General features: G+C 72.1%; 15 protein-coding genes and 2 pseudogenes. 7 read left to right on the top strand and 10 right to left on the bottom strand.

The genetic code is table 11. The annotated features are described in order from the left end of the window. Nucleotides 1-58: 58 nt before the first annotated feature. The 4 genes and pseudogenes from O7618_RS05690 (at nt 59) to O7618_RS05705 (ending at nt 1,765) form a co-directional block, all read left to right on the top strand. Nucleotides 59-478 (top strand): hypothetical protein, encoded by a 420-nt coding sequence (locus O7618_RS05690; protein WP_278104902.1) that lies wholly within the window; start codon nt 59-61, stop codon nt 476-478. Nucleotides 479-773: 295 nt separating this feature from the next. Then, nucleotides 774-890, top strand: a pseudogene (locus O7618_RS05695) (DUF305 domain-containing protein); the annotation flags it as partial. Between the two features lie 88 nt (nt 891-978). Further along, nucleotides 979-1,152: pseudogene (locus O7618_RS05700) on the top strand (DUF305 domain-containing protein); the annotation flags it as partial. Nucleotides 1,153-1,318: 166 nt separating this feature from the next. Then, entirely contained in the window at nt 1,319-1,765 is a 447-nt protein-coding gene (locus O7618_RS05705; protein ID WP_278104903.1) for a DUF305 domain-containing protein, read from the top strand. An 89-nt stretch (nt 1,766-1,854) separates the two neighbouring features. Here O7618_RS05705 and O7618_RS05710 read toward each other — a convergent pair whose 3' ends face one another. From O7618_RS05710 to O7618_RS05735, 6 genes are all read right to left on the bottom strand, one after another. Then, the gene (locus tag O7618_RS05710) at nt 1,855-3,519 is read right to left on the bottom strand and encodes a protein kinase (RefSeq protein WP_278104904.1); all 1,665 of its coding nucleotides are present in this window, start codon (nt 3,517-3,519) and stop codon (nt 1,855-1,857) included. Nucleotides 3,520-3,606: 87 nt separating this feature from the next. Next, a complete protein-coding gene (locus O7618_RS05715) occupies nt 3,607-4,326 on the bottom strand; it encodes an anti-sigma factor (RefSeq protein ID WP_278104905.1) in 720 nt (239 codons plus the stop codon). Beyond that, complete coding sequence (gene sigK, locus O7618_RS05720) at nt 4,323-4,940, bottom strand: ECF RNA polymerase sigma factor SigK (RefSeq protein WP_278104906.1); 618 nt, start codon at nt 4,938-4,940, stop codon at nt 4,323-4,325. The genes O7618_RS05715 and sigK overlap by 4 nt, the downstream gene beginning before the upstream one ends. Nucleotides 4,941-5,000: 60 nt before the next feature. After that, nucleotides 5,001-5,675 carry a class F sortase gene (locus O7618_RS05725; protein ID WP_278104907.1) on the bottom strand — a complete coding sequence of 225 codons (675 nt, stop codon included), beginning with the start codon at nt 5,673-5,675 and terminating at the stop codon, nt 5,001-5,003. Between the two features lie 17 nt (nt 5,676-5,692). Then, on the bottom strand, nt 5,693-6,478 hold the full coding sequence (locus tag O7618_RS05730; RefSeq protein WP_278104909.1) for a hypothetical protein: 786 nt from the start codon (nt 6,476-6,478) through the stop codon (nt 5,693-5,695). Between the two features lie 1,106 nt (nt 6,479-7,584). Next, nucleotides 7,585-8,388 (bottom strand): hypothetical protein, encoded by an 804-nt coding sequence (locus O7618_RS05735; protein WP_278104911.1) that lies wholly within the window; start codon nt 8,386-8,388, stop codon nt 7,585-7,587. A 271-nt stretch (nt 8,389-8,659) separates the two neighbouring features. Between O7618_RS05735 and O7618_RS05740 the strand changes: the two genes are divergently transcribed. Next, a complete protein-coding gene (locus O7618_RS05740) occupies nt 8,660-8,905 on the top strand; it encodes a hypothetical protein (protein WP_278104912.1) in 246 nt (81 codons plus the stop codon). 670 nt (nt 8,906-9,575) lie between these two features. Here O7618_RS05740 and O7618_RS05745 read toward each other — a convergent pair. From O7618_RS05745 to O7618_RS05755, 3 genes are all read right to left on the bottom strand, one after another. Next, nucleotides 9,576-10,370 (bottom strand): SGNH/GDSL hydrolase family protein, encoded by a 795-nt coding sequence (locus O7618_RS05745; RefSeq protein WP_278104913.1) that lies wholly within the window; start codon nt 10,368-10,370, stop codon nt 9,576-9,578. A gap of 198 nt (nt 10,371-10,568) precedes the next feature. Further along, nucleotides 10,569-10,730: a hypothetical protein gene (locus O7618_RS05750; RefSeq protein ID WP_278104914.1), complete on the bottom strand. Its 162-nt coding sequence runs from the start codon at nt 10,728-10,730 to the stop codon at nt 10,569-10,571. Between the two features lie 84 nt (nt 10,731-10,814). After that, nucleotides 10,815-11,561 (bottom strand): hypothetical protein, encoded by a 747-nt coding sequence (locus tag O7618_RS05755; protein WP_278104915.1) that lies wholly within the window; start codon nt 11,559-11,561, stop codon nt 10,815-10,817. A 177-nt stretch (nt 11,562-11,738) separates the two neighbouring features. Here O7618_RS05755 and O7618_RS05760 point away from each other — a divergent pair, with 177 nt between their 5' ends. Together O7618_RS05760 and O7618_RS05765 are read left to right on the top strand one after the other, a co-directional pair. Further along, a complete protein-coding gene (locus tag O7618_RS05760) occupies nt 11,739-12,533 on the top strand; it encodes a hypothetical protein (RefSeq protein WP_278104916.1) in 795 nt (264 codons plus the stop codon). Nucleotides 12,534-12,684: 151 nt separating this feature from the next. Next, on the top strand, nt 12,685-12,897 hold the full coding sequence (locus O7618_RS05765; RefSeq protein ID WP_278104917.1) for a hypothetical protein: 213 nt from the start codon (nt 12,685-12,687) through the stop codon (nt 12,895-12,897). Between the two features lie 20 nt (nt 12,898-12,917). Here the strand turns inward: O7618_RS05765 and O7618_RS05770 are convergent, their stop codons facing one another. Further along, the gene (locus O7618_RS05770) at nt 12,918-14,069 is read right to left on the bottom strand and encodes a low temperature requirement protein A (protein WP_278104918.1); all 1,152 of its coding nucleotides are present in this window, start codon (nt 14,067-14,069) and stop codon (nt 12,918-12,920) included. Between the last annotated feature and the right edge of the window lie 10 nt (nt 14,070-14,079).

Here is a 14,079-nt window from a genome sequence, read left to right on the forward strand (position 1 = left end):
GAGTCGTGACGGGTATCTCGGCGGGGCGGGGCGGGGCGGGTGGACCGTCCGTTTCGTCTTGCTGACCGCCACCCTGATCGGGCTCGCGGCGATGCACAGCCTGGGCCACCAGCCCGCGATGGCCGACGGGCACCACGGACGGGGCTTGCCTGCGATCCCACACTCGGCGATGCAGCCGGCGAAGACGGTTGCCGCGATGAGCGCGGCAGTCTCCGGCGGGTGTGCCGGAGACCGGTGCGCCGGGCTGACCGCCGCGCCGGGCGATGCGCCTGGGCACCTGCCCGGGTGGACCGTGTGCCTGGCGATCGTCGGCTCGTTCGGGGTGGCGCTGGCGCTGACCGCAGCCCTGCTGTTGCGACGGGCGAGCGTCGCGCCCGGCGACGACCGACGCCAACCGTCCTCGGCGGGTTCCCGTGTCCCGCCCCCCTCGCCCGGGATGGGGCAACGCGCCGCCGCGGTGTCGGTGCTGCGCACATAGGAGCGTCTCTGCGGGCGGGCACCACGGCTGCCCGCCCGAGTCGCTCTGCGCACGTTCACCGACTTGGAAAGGCTTGGTCTGTCATGTCCCGTACCTTTCGGCGCTGTGCCCTCGTGGCCGGCGTGCGCCTCACCGCCGGCGCTGCGTTGGTCGCCTGCGACAGCATCGACGACCACCGCGCGGCCACCGCTCGCCCACCACCACCTCGGTCGACAGCACGTGGGCTGGGGCACAGAACGCGGCGGACGTGATGTTCGCGCGGACGATGATCCCGCACCACCAGCAGGTAGTGGCCATGGTGGACCTGGCCGCCACCAGGGCTGCCGACCCTCAGGTCAAGCAGCTCGCCATCCAGACCAAGGACGCCCGGGCACCCGAGATCGCCGCGATGAGCCGCTGGTTGACCAAGTGGGGCACGCCGATGCCGCCGGGCGGCACCACCGCCACGCGGAGCGGCATGCCGGGGATGGACCACGGCGGCCCGGCGGCAGCCGGACGGATTCGACAGGCAGATCCTGTCGATGATGATCGCCCACCACGAAGGGGCGATCGCGATGGCGCGGGACGAGGCCGCGCACGGGACCAACGCAGACGCCAAGGCGCTCGCCGGGCGGATCAGCACCACCCAGCAGACCGAGATCGACACGATGCGGATCCTGCTGAGCCGGATTTGACCAGTACCGCGCGGCGGCCGGACCCGTCCGGCCACCGCGCCGGTCAGGGTGGCGGAGCACGGTCAGCGGCGTGCGCCTCGCCTCAGCTCGCGCCTCCACAGAAAGTGTCACCGATGGAGACAAGACGCCCGTGCATGACGGGCCGTCGAGGACCGACGGAGGAAAGATGACGAAGAATTACATCCGGTTCGGCCTGGTGCTGCTGATCAGCCTCGCGGTCATGTTCGTCCTCACGCTGTCGCAGATCCGCCGATGGTCGGACTTCTACCTGAACCCGAGCAACTTCTACATGGCGGTGCTCATGGTGGCCGTCATGGGTCTGATCATGATGGGCGTCATGCACCAGATGTTCACCGACCGGCGCCTCAACATCGTGCTGTACGCCGTGTTGGGCGCCCTGTTCGTCGGCGGGTTCGCGGCCGTACGCACCGAGCCGTTCGTGGGCAACGAGGGCTTCCTCAAGTCGATGATTCCCCACCACTCCCGGGCGGTCCTGGTCTGTGCGGAGTCGAACATCACCGACCCGGAGATCGTCCGGCTCTGTGACCAGATCGTCACGTCCCAGGAGGAGGAGATCACGCAGATGAAGAGGATCCTCCGCGACCGGTACTGACCCAGTCCTGATCTGGGCGCACGACGCCGAGTCTGCCCGTGATGTCGGGTCGATCCCGACACCGTTCCATGAACCGTCACTCGGCCGCCTCAGACCAGGCGAAAATTTCGGAGGGCCGTCTGTTGGAGCGGGCGGGTCTGGGTCCACCGGCTGTCCTGGGTGATCCAGGACAGGCTGTAGGCGCGGGCTCGGCCGTCGTTGATCAGCAGCCGGCGGGTGTGCAACCGCTCCCCGTCGGGCTGGTCGCAGGTGTACTCCCACTCGGCGGCGCCACCCGGGCGGATGATCGGCCCGATGCTGATTTTCTGATAGCCGGACAGCGCTCCGGTCCTGAGCAGGTCGCGCTCGGCGGCCTCCCATCGCTTCGATGGCATGGTGGAGGCTCTGACGCTGAGGTCGACGGCGAAGGCGTCTGGCCGAGCGGGATCGCGGAAGCAGATCGTCGTGCCCTCGGTGTGCCGGGTCCAGCGCTCGGGCACCGCGATCAGGAAGCCCGCCGGGTCCTGGTGCCACGCCCACCCCTTCGGCGGGGCGTGCGGCAGCGGTTCGGTGGGTTCCCGCAGCGGTTCGGCCTCGCCGGCGGTGTCCTTCAGGCACAGGTGGACGGGGCGGGCCGGTGCGGTCGCCGGCATCGCGCCGGCCGTCGTGTCGTCCCGTCCGGCCGCCGGTGCGCCGTCCTGGCCGCGCAAGCCGCCCGTCACCGCGCCGGCTGCCGTGACGGCGACGGCACCGACTCCGATCAGGCCCAGCACGGCGCCGGCGAACGCCCAGCCGGTCTTCCGGTCGCGGGTGGTCGACGCGGTGACCGCGATGGGCGTGGTGGTGACCGCGTCCGGTGAGATCGGGTCGGTCGCCGCGGCGGCTGGACGCCACCGGGGCCGACCGGCGGCCCGGGGCTGCCGGCGGCCTGCTCGGGGTGTGGGCACGGGGTCGACGGGCGAGGTGGCCGCCGTTACCTGCTCAAGCCGGTCGCGGGCTTCCCGGGTGGACAGGCGCTGACGGGGATTGCGCAGCAGGAGACCGGTGATCGCGGGTTCGAGCGGCAGCGCGGTCATCCGGTCCGGTGCCTCGGTGGCCAGGGCGGCGAGCGTGGCGAGGGTGGTGGGCCGGGTCCACGGCTGCCGGCCCTCGGCGGCCAGGTAGAGGGTTGCGCCGAGGGCCCACAGGTCGGTGGCCGGGGTGGACCTGCCGTCCCGGGTGTGCTCCGGCGCGACGTACTGGAGCCTCGAAAGGGTCGCCGCGGTGACGGCCGCCGGGGCGCGGCTGTCGAGGATCGACAGGCCGAATCCGCCGAGTACCACCCGCCCGTCGTCGGCGAGGAGCACGTTCCGCGGACGGACCTCCCGGTGCAGCACCCCCACCGCGTGGGCGGCGTCGAGGGCGGCGAGCAGGTGCAGGCCCACCCTGGCGACCTCGGCCGGAGCCAGCGGACCGTCGGTGGCGACCACCTCGGACAGGGTGCGGGAGGGTACGTGCTCCATGACGAGCCAGAGGTACCCGTCGGTGCTGAGCGCGTCCCACATCCCGGTCACGCCCGGATGGTCCAGACTCGCCAGGGCGCGTACCTCCCCGAGCGTCGTGTCCCGCAGGCGCGACCGTTCCGCGTTGCTCACCCAACCCGGTAGGGCGATCTGCTTGAGTGCGACGTGCCGGTCGAGTAGCTCGTCGCGTGCCAACCAGACGCGCCTCGGGGTCGCCGGGTCCCCGATCGGCGTGAGCCGGCGGTACCGGCCGGCGAGCAGCTCGTCATCCATGCTGGTGATTCGAAGCGGCTCCCGGCCCGGATGGGAACGGGCGATGAGAAATCTGCGGGCCGCGGCTGCGGCCCGGCGCGCCCGGGCTCAGCCCAGTTCGACGGTGCCGACGATCCGCGTGGGAGCGGCGGAGCCGCCTCGGGGCTCGTTGGACACGCCGAACGTGCCCGCACCGGCGACCGGACCGACGACAGTGGTCGCCGCCCTCGCTTCCTCGCCGAGTTGCCCCACCTTGCGGGGCTCGCCGCCGCGGATGAGCCACAGCTCGTAGATCCGTCCGCGGCCGGGCTCGGGCAGGTCGCGCAGCAGCACCACACCGCGGTCGCGCTCGCGCGAGACCACCACGGTGGCCGCGCCGCCGGGCTGCAGCGACCGCTCGAACACCCGGGCGTCGGGGGCCTCCAGGATGGCGGCGATGCGCCGGGCCTCGTCGGCGCTCGCCCGCTCGTCGCTGATCCGTCCGCTGCTCACGGTCCAGGTGACCGCGCTCGCACCGCCGGCCACCAGAACGGCTGCGGCTGCGGCCACGGTGAGCTGTCGCCACCTTCCTGCGCGCCGTCCGGCGCCCGCGGCGCGGCCCCTCAGCTGCGGGGTGCGCGCCACCTGGGCCAGGGTCCGCTCCCGCAGCCCGGGCGGTGGAGCCACGACGGTCTCGTCGGCGAGCCGCGCCACCGTCTGCCGAAGCTCGGCCACCTCGGTGCGGCACGGCTCGCACTCGGCCACGTGCCGCTCGAACGCCGCCCGCTCGACGTCGTCGACCGCGTCGAGAGCGTACGCACCGGCGAGGGTGTGGATGTCGCCGCTCATGCCCGCCCCTCGATCTCGATGCCGAGGCAGTCGCGCATCCGGATCAGGCCGTCGCGCATCCTCGTCTTCACCGTCGGCAGCGGTGTCCGGAGCTTCTCGGCGACCTCGCGGTAGGTGTGGCCGCCGTAGTAGGCGAGGGTCACCGCTTCCCGCTGGACCGGTGTCAGCCGGCCCAGACACCGGCGGACCTGTTCCCGCTCCAGCCGCGCGGTGACGTCCTCGACCACCTCGTCGTAGGGAACGTGCGCTTCGGCCGCGGCGACCTGTGACGTCCGTCTGGTGTGCGCCTGTTCCGAGCGCACCCGGTCCACGACCCGGCGGTGCGCCATGGTCAGAATCCAGGCCAGGGCCGAGCCACGACCGGCGTCGAAGCGGCCGGCGGTGCGCCACACCTCCACCATGACCTCCTGCGTCACCTCCTCCGCCTGCGCCGCGTCGCGAACGACGCGGCGAGTCAGCCCGAGGACCCGGCCCACCACGATGTCGTACAGCGACGCGAACGCCGCCTCGTCACCACCCGCCACGCGCGCCAGCAACTCCTCGGCGGTCGGCGGCGTCGCGGTGTCGGGCGGCACCGGCCGTAGCCGCCGCGCCTGGTCCGGGTCACCGCTCATTCTCGGCAGGTCCTTCCACTGACGCGACGATGGGTGTGCCGCCGACGCGTACCCGACGTGCTATGCGGGATGGGCATGGGCGAGGCGCGCGTAGACGATGACATTGTCGCGGTAGTGCCGGCGTTTGTCGTCGAACTCGCCGCCGCAGGTGATCAGGCGCAGTGCCGCGTGGTCGACGGCCCCGTACACCTCGTCGGTGGGGAAGCGGTCCTTGGGATACTGCGCCACCTTGGTCACGGTGAACGTCGCGCTGCTGCCGTCCTGCCGCTCGACCGTGATGTCGGCGCCGACGGCCAGCCTGCCCAGGTCGAAGAACGTTCCGCGGTGGCCCTTCCAATCGACGTGGCCGGCGAGCACGGCCGGGCCGAGTGCTCCGGGCGTCGGCGCCCTGGTGAACCACCCTACGTCGGCGGCGCTGTCCGGGACCTGCATCGCCCCGTCCGCCTGTAGGCCGAGGGCGAGGACTGCCGCGGTGGCCCGCAGCGACGGGATCGACACCCGCGTCGGGGGTGACGAGGCCATCAGCGGACCCGAGGTCAACTCGCCCGGCCGGGTTGCCGGGTCGGCGGCCGGTTCCGCGGCCGAGACGTCGGGTCGGGGTGGTTCTCCGCCCGGTTGGGCGACGGCGAACCCGAACGTCACGGCCGCCGTCAGGGTGAGGATGCCGGCCACCGCCAGGAGCCTCGCGCGCTCCCGACGGCGGCCGGTCGGCCTTCGCGCGTCGCCGGTGCTCATCCCGACCGCCTTCCGGTTCAGCACCCGCCGGCGAGCCGGCGGCGGGAGACGACCGCACCGGCGGCGCCGAGCAGCGCGAGAGCCCCCACCGACCACATGACCGGCACGCCGCCGGAGGTGCTGCCGTCGCCGGTGGCGACACCCCCTGCGGGTACGGAGCCGGCGGCCGCGCCGCTGACCATGCCGCACGTCGCGGGGTCGGTGGCCTCGGCGGGGATGCCGTTGACGCCGACGGACTTCGCGAACGTCGACTCCCCGAGCGCCTCCATGTCGTACGTGCCGTTCTTGTTGGCGTCGATGCCGTGCTGCACGAGATGCAGGTCCTTGAGGTGTTCGATGGTGCCGGCGGGCAGCTCGGCGGCGGGGATGGTGCGCTCGTAGTCGAGGTTGCCTCGCGCGTCGGCCTTCGGCATCCGGTCCACCGCCAGTCCACTGGCCCTGGTGGTGTCCCCGGTGGTGGTCAGCGAGATGAAGATGTCGCCGTACATCTTCAGGCCCTCCTCCGTGCTGACGTAGCCGTTGCCGTCGGCGTCGGCGGACTTGTCCGGACAGTGGAAGTCCATGCCGTTGACCGCACCGTGCACGTGCTGGGCGTGCGGCGAGTTCGGCGTCATGCCCGTCGACCGGATCATGACCTTCAGGTCACCTCCGTCCGTCGCGGTCAACGTCGCGGTTCCGGTCGCGCCGGTCTCGTTGAGATCCTGCAACTGGACCTGCACGCTCTCGCCGGCGTGCGCGACGCCCGGAACCGAGAGAGCCAGCGCGGCCACGGGCAGGGCGAGCAGGGCTCGGGAAGATCTCACAACAGGTCTCCGTCTCCGCCTGGTCACGGCGTTGGTGTCGTTGCTGTCGGGAGGGATTCGTCGCCCACCACCCGCCGGACTGGTGCCGAGTCGCACATTTCTCGACCGGCGACCGGGTCACCCGCCTGTCGCGGTGGCACCGTGTCACCTGCTCCTTCGCTTATCGTCGACGCCAGGGCGAGCGCCCGGACATGCCGATCGATCGGAGGAGACGTGGACGATCGGGTGCGATCACTGGCCCTCGGCGGCGCCTGTGCGGCGTTCATCGCCGTACCCGTTCTCGGCCCGTTGCTCGGCAGGGGCGAACAGACCCGCCGGTACGACACGGTGATCACCCCACCCGGCTACGCCTTCGTCATCTGGGCGCCGATCTTCGCCGGATGCGCCCTGTCGACCGTCGGTCAGTGCCTGCCCGATGGTCGAAGCCATCCCGTCAGCCGCCGCAGCGGATGGCCCCTGGCCGGTGCCTACGCGGCGAACACCGCCTGGTCACTCGCCGCGCAGAGTGATCGGTTCACCGCGACGCCGCTCCTGCTGTCCGTGGCCGTCGGCTTCGCCGCCGCAGCTCACGTCCGCCTGCAGCGCGCCACCCCCACGACGGCGTGGACGGCCGTCCCGTCGGCCAGTGCCGGCCTGCTCCTGGGCTGGACAGCTCTGGCCGGCGTGGTCAATGTCGCGGCGGTAAGGGTCGCCTCCGGCGGGAGCAGGACCGCCCCGCGCACGGTGGCCGCATCCGCGGCCGGCCTGTTCGCCGCTGCCGGCGCGCTGGCCGCCGGAGTCGCCCGGAGCCGGCGGGGTGCACTGCCGCTCGCCGCGGCATCCGGCTGGGGTCTGCTGACCACCGCGTTGGCCACATGGGCAGGCCGCGCAGCGTCAGAGTCGCGGCGGGAGCAGGCGTCGTCATGCTCGTGGCCGCCGTCGGAGCGCGGCGACTCGTCGCGGGTAGCGGTCGCGTCGCGCCGTGATGACCCCGTTCCCGGGCGCAGGCGGAGCGTCCGGAGCGAAGGGTCCCTCCGGCGGTACGTGAGGTCGACCCCGCGTCTCCGACCCTCACCCGTGACCTGTCGGTCTCCGACCTTCACGACGACGCGCGCGGACACCGCCGGTCATGCTCGCCGGGTCGACGGATCGACCACTCCGTATCGCCGGAGCGCCCGACGCACCAATCCCAGGCCGGCGAGCCCGGGCAGCCTCTCGATCCGGTCGTCGAGCTGGCGGATCTCCTGCCAACCGGCCTCGTCGGCGAGCAGGTACCGCATCAGGTGTGAGGTCTCGACCCGAGGCATCCTCGCCGCGTCGGCCGGTGCCCAGAAGTGGCGCAGCGCGAAGCGGGTCAGGCGACGGACGCGCGCCGAGTGGGCCAGTCGGTCGTGGGCCTGGCCTGCGTAGTAGGCGGCATGTCGCATCTCCAGACTCGTCACCCGGTGCAGGACGTGGGTCAGGACGGGGTGCTCCTCCCGTAGGACGAGCCGGTGATAGCAGCTGTGGGTCATCCACTCGTTGATCGCGCCCCACGTCATCCGGATGGCGGTGGCGTCGTCACCGCTGACGCCATGGCGTAGAGCCCACCGGGCCGGCCCGCGGCGACCACGTCGACCGATCCTGCACGGCGCCGCTGTCGCAGGCGGCGTGCCGGTCGGGACGTTGTGTGCGGTGAGTACCTTGGCCAGCGCCTCCCGATGCCAGTCCTTCTCATAGATCCATCTGGTCAGGATGGCTGTGTCGGTGGGTTCGGTGTGCGCCGGGGCGACCAGCAGGTCGTGCGGATGGCAGAGGTCACACAGATGGCGCAGGCAGCGTAGCCCCCCGGGCGAGAGAGGCTGGCGTCGGAAGACGTCGTAGTCCACGCCGTCGCCGCGGCGGGCAGTCCCGCGGGTGTACGGACCGTAATCGAAGGCCATGAACTGCATTCGGAGGCGGCTGCCTGACGGATGGGTCTATCGTCGACGGCGACGATCACGGCGCTCGCCCGCGCCCGTACCGTTCGGGAGCGAGCGCGGCTGCCGAGTGGTGGTAGGCGATGAGCCGCCACCCGGGTGACACCTCGGCAGAGCGTGGTGGGATACCGCGCATGGGCGAGTCGCATTCTCCGGTGCTGGAGATGTTGTGGGAGGCGTACGACCCCGCCGCCACGCTGGGTGGAAGGTTCGGCTTCAGCGGCGGTGGATTGTGGAGAACGCGGTGGACCTCGAGCGGATCCGTCGCATCCGCGCGTACTACCACGAGCAGTTCGAGCCGGACGGCCAGTTCTTCGCCGACGCCGTCGCCCCGGGCGGCAACGCACGAGCGGCTTGGGCGGCGACCGGGGTGCCGCCGAGCCGGTTCGCGATGCTCTACACCGCTGCCGCCATGGTGGCAGCGATCAATTCCCTGCTCGCCGGGCTGCCGTGGCGCTGCTGCTGGCTCTGGCCAGAACCGCACTCGTGACGGGCATCGGCGCCGGCGTCGTGATCGCTGTTCTCGCCTTCGTGGCGCAGATCCGCTTCCAGCGGCGGGTCATGTCCCGCCTACCCGAACCGTGAGGCGACACCCACGACGCGTGGGCCAGTGACCGTGGCGACGCGACGGTCGGAGCCGGCGGCATGGCGCTCTGCGTCGTTGCGGCCCCACGTATCCTGCTGCCCCCGCTGGGCTACCGAATCGTGCGGGCTTGCCTGCCGGTGTCCTACCTGCGCTCGCCCGGCGAAGTGGAACGAGCTTCGGCGGACGTGGCGGCTGACTCGTCGTCCGATCGATCCATCGGTCCCGGCCGCTGGTGGGCGTGACGGGCCGGTCCGGAGTCGACCGGTTCAGGAGGCTCCGTCATGGGCGGCTGTCGCGCCGCCTGCGCCCATCCCTGGTCGCTGGGCACGGGCCGTGCCGGGGCACCTGCGGGCGGCACCGAAGCGGCAACGCGGGGCTGTACCCGGCCTGGGTCGCGTCGCGCCAGCCGGGATCGACTTCGGGATGAGTACGGGCAGGGAGGGTCGCGATCCGGCCCGACGCTCCGGCGGGAACGCATTCCGGATCCGGTAGCCGATGACGCTCCAGATCCGGTCGGACGCTGAGGCCCGGAGCGCCTCGGGCCCGACCGGTCGGTCGGGCCGGAGGCGCTCGGTCAGCCGGTGACGGCGGTGAGCGCCGGTAGGTATCCACCGGAGTAGCCGCTGGCCTTCGGGTGGTAGGACTCGACGACGGGCCAGGTTGTGCCGTTGATCCACGGGCTGCTGGCGCACACACCGTGTCCGGCGAAGCGGCCCCGCACGTCGGCGTAGGTGAAGCCGGCCGCCGACGCGCGGCCGGAGATGACGCCGGACATGGTGTCGGCGCCGCCGTTGAGCAGGCCCCGCTTGTACGCATTGATGCTGCCGAAGCCGCAGGAGCCGAGTTCGAACAGGCGCGGGTAGCCGAGCACGACAACCCGCGCGCCGGGCGCGCGGTTGCGGATCGCCCGGTAGGTTTCGTCGAGGCGGCCGGGCAGCGTGTTGGTGATGTAGGACTTGGCGTTGTTGACGGCGGTGAGGCATCCGCTGTCCGAGCCGAGGCGGCAGGTGGTGACGACGTCGGCGAAACCGGCGTCGTTGCCGCCGATCGAGATCGTGACGAGGTCGGTGCCGGTGTTCAGCGCGCCGAGCTGGTTGTTCAGCACCTCGCGCGTGGTGGCGCCGGAGCAGGCGACGAACTGGAAGCTCGCCGGTGCGTGGCTGTTGGCCCACAACCTCGGGTACGCCTGCGGGCTGCGCCGGCACGAGCCGCTGCCGCTGTCGTAGTTATTGGTGCCGACACCGGAGGAGTAGGAGTCGCCGAGGGCGGTGTAGTCCGTGCCGGCGGCGGAGGCGGGGGCGGCGAGACCGAGGCTGAGCAGCAGGCCGGTGGCGAGACTGCCGAGAAGCGCCAGGGGGCGACGGGTCATGCGGGACCTCCAGGGGGATGGGGCCCACTTCGTAACACGTCGTCTACTGGCTAGTAACAATTATTGGAGTCGATTCCATGGCTGGCGCTTTTTGTCGCAGCCGGCCTTGCCGTCGACGAAATCTATCGAGCAAAATGGATGGGTTCATGGTCTGGTGACGGCGAGGGCGGCCGCCCGCTCCGCCTTGACCGACGAACCTCAGGTCAGCGGTTCGCGCCAGCTGCTGCGCTGCCGGACGTCTGCTCCGTGATCCCGGAGCCGCAGTCGCCCGCCGGTTGCCGTCTCGGCGGCGCCACCGCCGCGCGGGCCGGTGACCTCGGTGTCGTCGTGCACCGGCACACCGTTGCACCGCAGGCTCATGCGCGCCTGCCCGGCGGCCGACGGCCCGCTCCGGCCGCCGGGGAGAGACATCGATTACCGGCTACGGCCTCAGCAGCACATGCCTCAGCACGGATAGCCGGTGCGAACCTTGTCGAAGGCGGCCTCGCGGGTCAGGCCGGTCTCGCTGACGCTGGTCGGCCCATTGCGGGCGGACCGGCCGAGCTGCATCGGTTCGATCACGGTGCGGCGGATCTGGTACCTGTCGCCGTCGGTCGTTCTCTCCGCTCGAAGGCCGACCAGTGTCAGGCCGTCGCTCCCGCGTACGCATCCGACGCCGGTGCCGGACCGGGCGAACCCGTTGTCGAACCGGTACTGCTCGCCCTCGGCGTTGCGCGTCACGACCACTCGGCATCCGACGAACGCGAAGAGGTATGCCTGCCGCGAGCCGCCGAGAAGGATGAACGACGAGCCGTCGGCGACGATGAAGCCGTGCGGTTCCAGTTCGCTGGGTTCGGCGACGGAGAAGCGGGTGGAGGTGGTCAGGCCGGTCGCGGTCCGGACCCCGATGCGGTTCTCCCCGTCATCGACCAGGAACAGCGTGTCCCGCCGGCCGTCATGGTCGAGGTCGCCCGTCGATACGCTGCGGGAACCCGGCGGGATCCGATCCTCGTTCGCCGGACAGCCCGGCCCGGTGCCACTGCCCGGGGCGCCGGCGGTCGGCGTGGCGGGGCTCGGCGTGCCCGTGGTCGTGGCGGTGCCCGGCGTCGTGGGTGCCGCCGGGGCGGCGGTCTCCTCCCCGGTGCAGCCGCTCAGCCCGGTTGTCCCGAGGATGACCAGGGCTGTCGCCAGCATGACGGTGGGGCGTCGCATCCTCTTCCTCTCCTCGACGGCACGTGTCCGGCGGACGTGCTCACGTGGGGCTCAGTGCCCCGTCCGGGTGGAGCCCACTCCTACCGTCCGGTGACGCGTCGGGGCGGCGAGAACCTTCCGGGGAGGCGTCGCACGCCGGGGGAGTCGCCCACGCTGCGACGGGGTAGGAACCGGGGCGTGACGCAGACGGTTGGGATGGTGCGGCGGATGATCGAACGCGGGCCGGGTGGAGGAGTCGTGGGGCTTCTCCTGCTAGCGGCGCTGCTTGGCGGCTGCCGGGCCGGCGAGCCACGGGACGCCGGCCGCCCGGGCGCCGGCGGCGACGGCCACGCGCGGACCGACCGCAGTCCCGGTGGCGAGGATCGGCACACCGTGGCGGCGGATCGGGGTGACCTGCGTTCCGCCGTCTTCGTGCTGGTCGACGGCGCGGACGTGGTGCGCGTGCGGACCGCCGATCTCGGGGACGACCTGTACCGGGTGTCGACGCCGACCGGCGCGAAGGTCCGGCCGGCGGTGTCGGTGTCCGACGGCACCGTGACGGCTGGTCTTGCCGCCGCCGGCGGCGCGGGTCCGGCATTGGTCGAGGTGGCGCTGCACGACGACGTGCGGTGGCGTGTCCGGCTCGGCGGCGGCGCCCAGGAGGAGGTGCTCGACCTGCGTGGCGGCCGGATCGAGGAGGTCGAGCTGACGGCCGGCACGAGCCGCGCGGAGGTCACGTTGCCGCCCGCCGAGCGTACGGTGCGGCTGGCGATGACCGGTGGGGCGAGTCGGCTGCTGGTCCACCTGGCCGGCGACGCGCCGGTGCGGGTTCGGGTGGCGGGCGGTGCCGGCCGGATGAGCGTGGACGGTGCCGAGCGAACTGGAGTGGCCGGCGGCACGGTGCTCACGCCCAGCGGTTGGGACACCGCGACCGACCGGTACGACGTCGACGCGGTCGCGGGAGTCTCCGACCTCGTCGTCGACCGCACCTGACCGAGCCTGCCCCACCGACGCGAGCACGCTTGACCGGCAGGGATGACGGCCGCGTCGCCACCGGTTCGGACGGTGTTCACCGTGCGGTGGCCCGCACGGGGAACGAGCGGCGTTGAATGGCGGTGAGCACTCCGCCGTCGGAAGGTTCACCGTGGCGCTGCCGTTGCCCGAGGGTCTGCTGTTCGCCGGGTGGATGATCGCCCTGGCCTGCGCCGCTGCCGGTGGATACGCGATCCTCGCCCATCGCGAGTCCTCCCGGCCGGCGACGATGCTGCGGGCGGGGCGGTATGCGGTCGTGGTGGCGGCGACGGGACTCGTCGGCCAGGCCGCCTGGGCGTTGCTCACCGTGCTCGTCGACCGGTGACGTCGGACGACAGGCGGTGATCAGTGGCGGTGGCGGCGTCGGTGGGAACGGTGTGACACGACGCTGACACTGGCGACGACCGCGGCGGCGGTGACGAGGCCGGCCAGGGGCACGGCGAGTGGGCCGGTGAAGCTTGCCGCCAGGGTGAGCGCGGCCGCGGTCGGTGCGATGAGCTGCTCTGTCCGACCTCGTTTGTAGTGGCGGGTCTGCAGGAGCCAGACGGCGAGCAGGAACATGGCGGTGGGCGCGGTCACCGCGACAGCGACGGCGGTCACGTCGGCCGTGCCGCGTCCGACGGCGTGCTCGAAGGCTGCCTCCAGGCCGGCGCCGACCGCCGCGGCGGAGGCGAAGACCACGTAGTGGCCGTAGCCCCAGTTGAAGCCGGATCGGCGGTCGAGCAGGCGGTCGCGCCCGGGCACGGCGAAGTAGATCGACCAGAACGAGAAGACGATCAACAGGCCACCGGCCGCGATCGGCAACAGTTGGTCGAGCTGGTCGGCGCCGTCCACGGCGGACTGCAGCGCCACCGAGGCGGCGGCGATCGTCTCACCGAGCACGATGATGGTGAACAGGCCGTACCGCTCGGCGATGTGTCGGGGGTTCCACGGGGTGGGCCGCCCGCGTTCGGCGGCCGGAGGCACGCTGAGTTCGGCGGCGGCCATGGTGACGAACAGCCACGGCTTCACCGGCACCGGTACGGCGAGCGGCAGCAGCCAGCCGAACTGGCAGGCGACGATCCCGACGGCGTAGCGACGGGCCGTGCGCCGTGCCCGGTCGGTCTCGTTGCGGGCCGCCCGCAGCCACTGCATGCTCAGGGCGGCACGCATGATGGCGTAGCCGACGAAGACGAGGGTCCAGTTCTGGTCGTCGAAGGCGCGGGCAACACCGGCGGCGAGCACCAGCACCCCGGTCATCTGTGCGAAGGTCAGCAGCCGGTAGCCGATGTCGTCGGTGTCGTAGGCGGAGGCGAACCAGCTGAAGTTCATCCAGGCCCACCAGATGGCGAAGAACACCATCGCGTAGGCCACCACACCGTCGAGTGCGTGCCCGGTGGTGACGGCATGGGCGAGGCGGTCGCCGGCCTGCGCGACCGCCACGACGAACACCAGGTCGAACAGGAGTTCGAGCGGTGTGGCCGAGCGGTGTGGCTCGTCGCGCCGCCGGGGCGTCATGGGCCGGTGG

The sequence above is a fragment of the Micromonospora sp. WMMD980 genome (assembly GCF_029626035.1).
In the GTDB taxonomy this organism is placed as follows: Bacteria; Actinomycetota; Actinomycetes; order Mycobacteriales; family Micromonosporaceae; genus Micromonospora.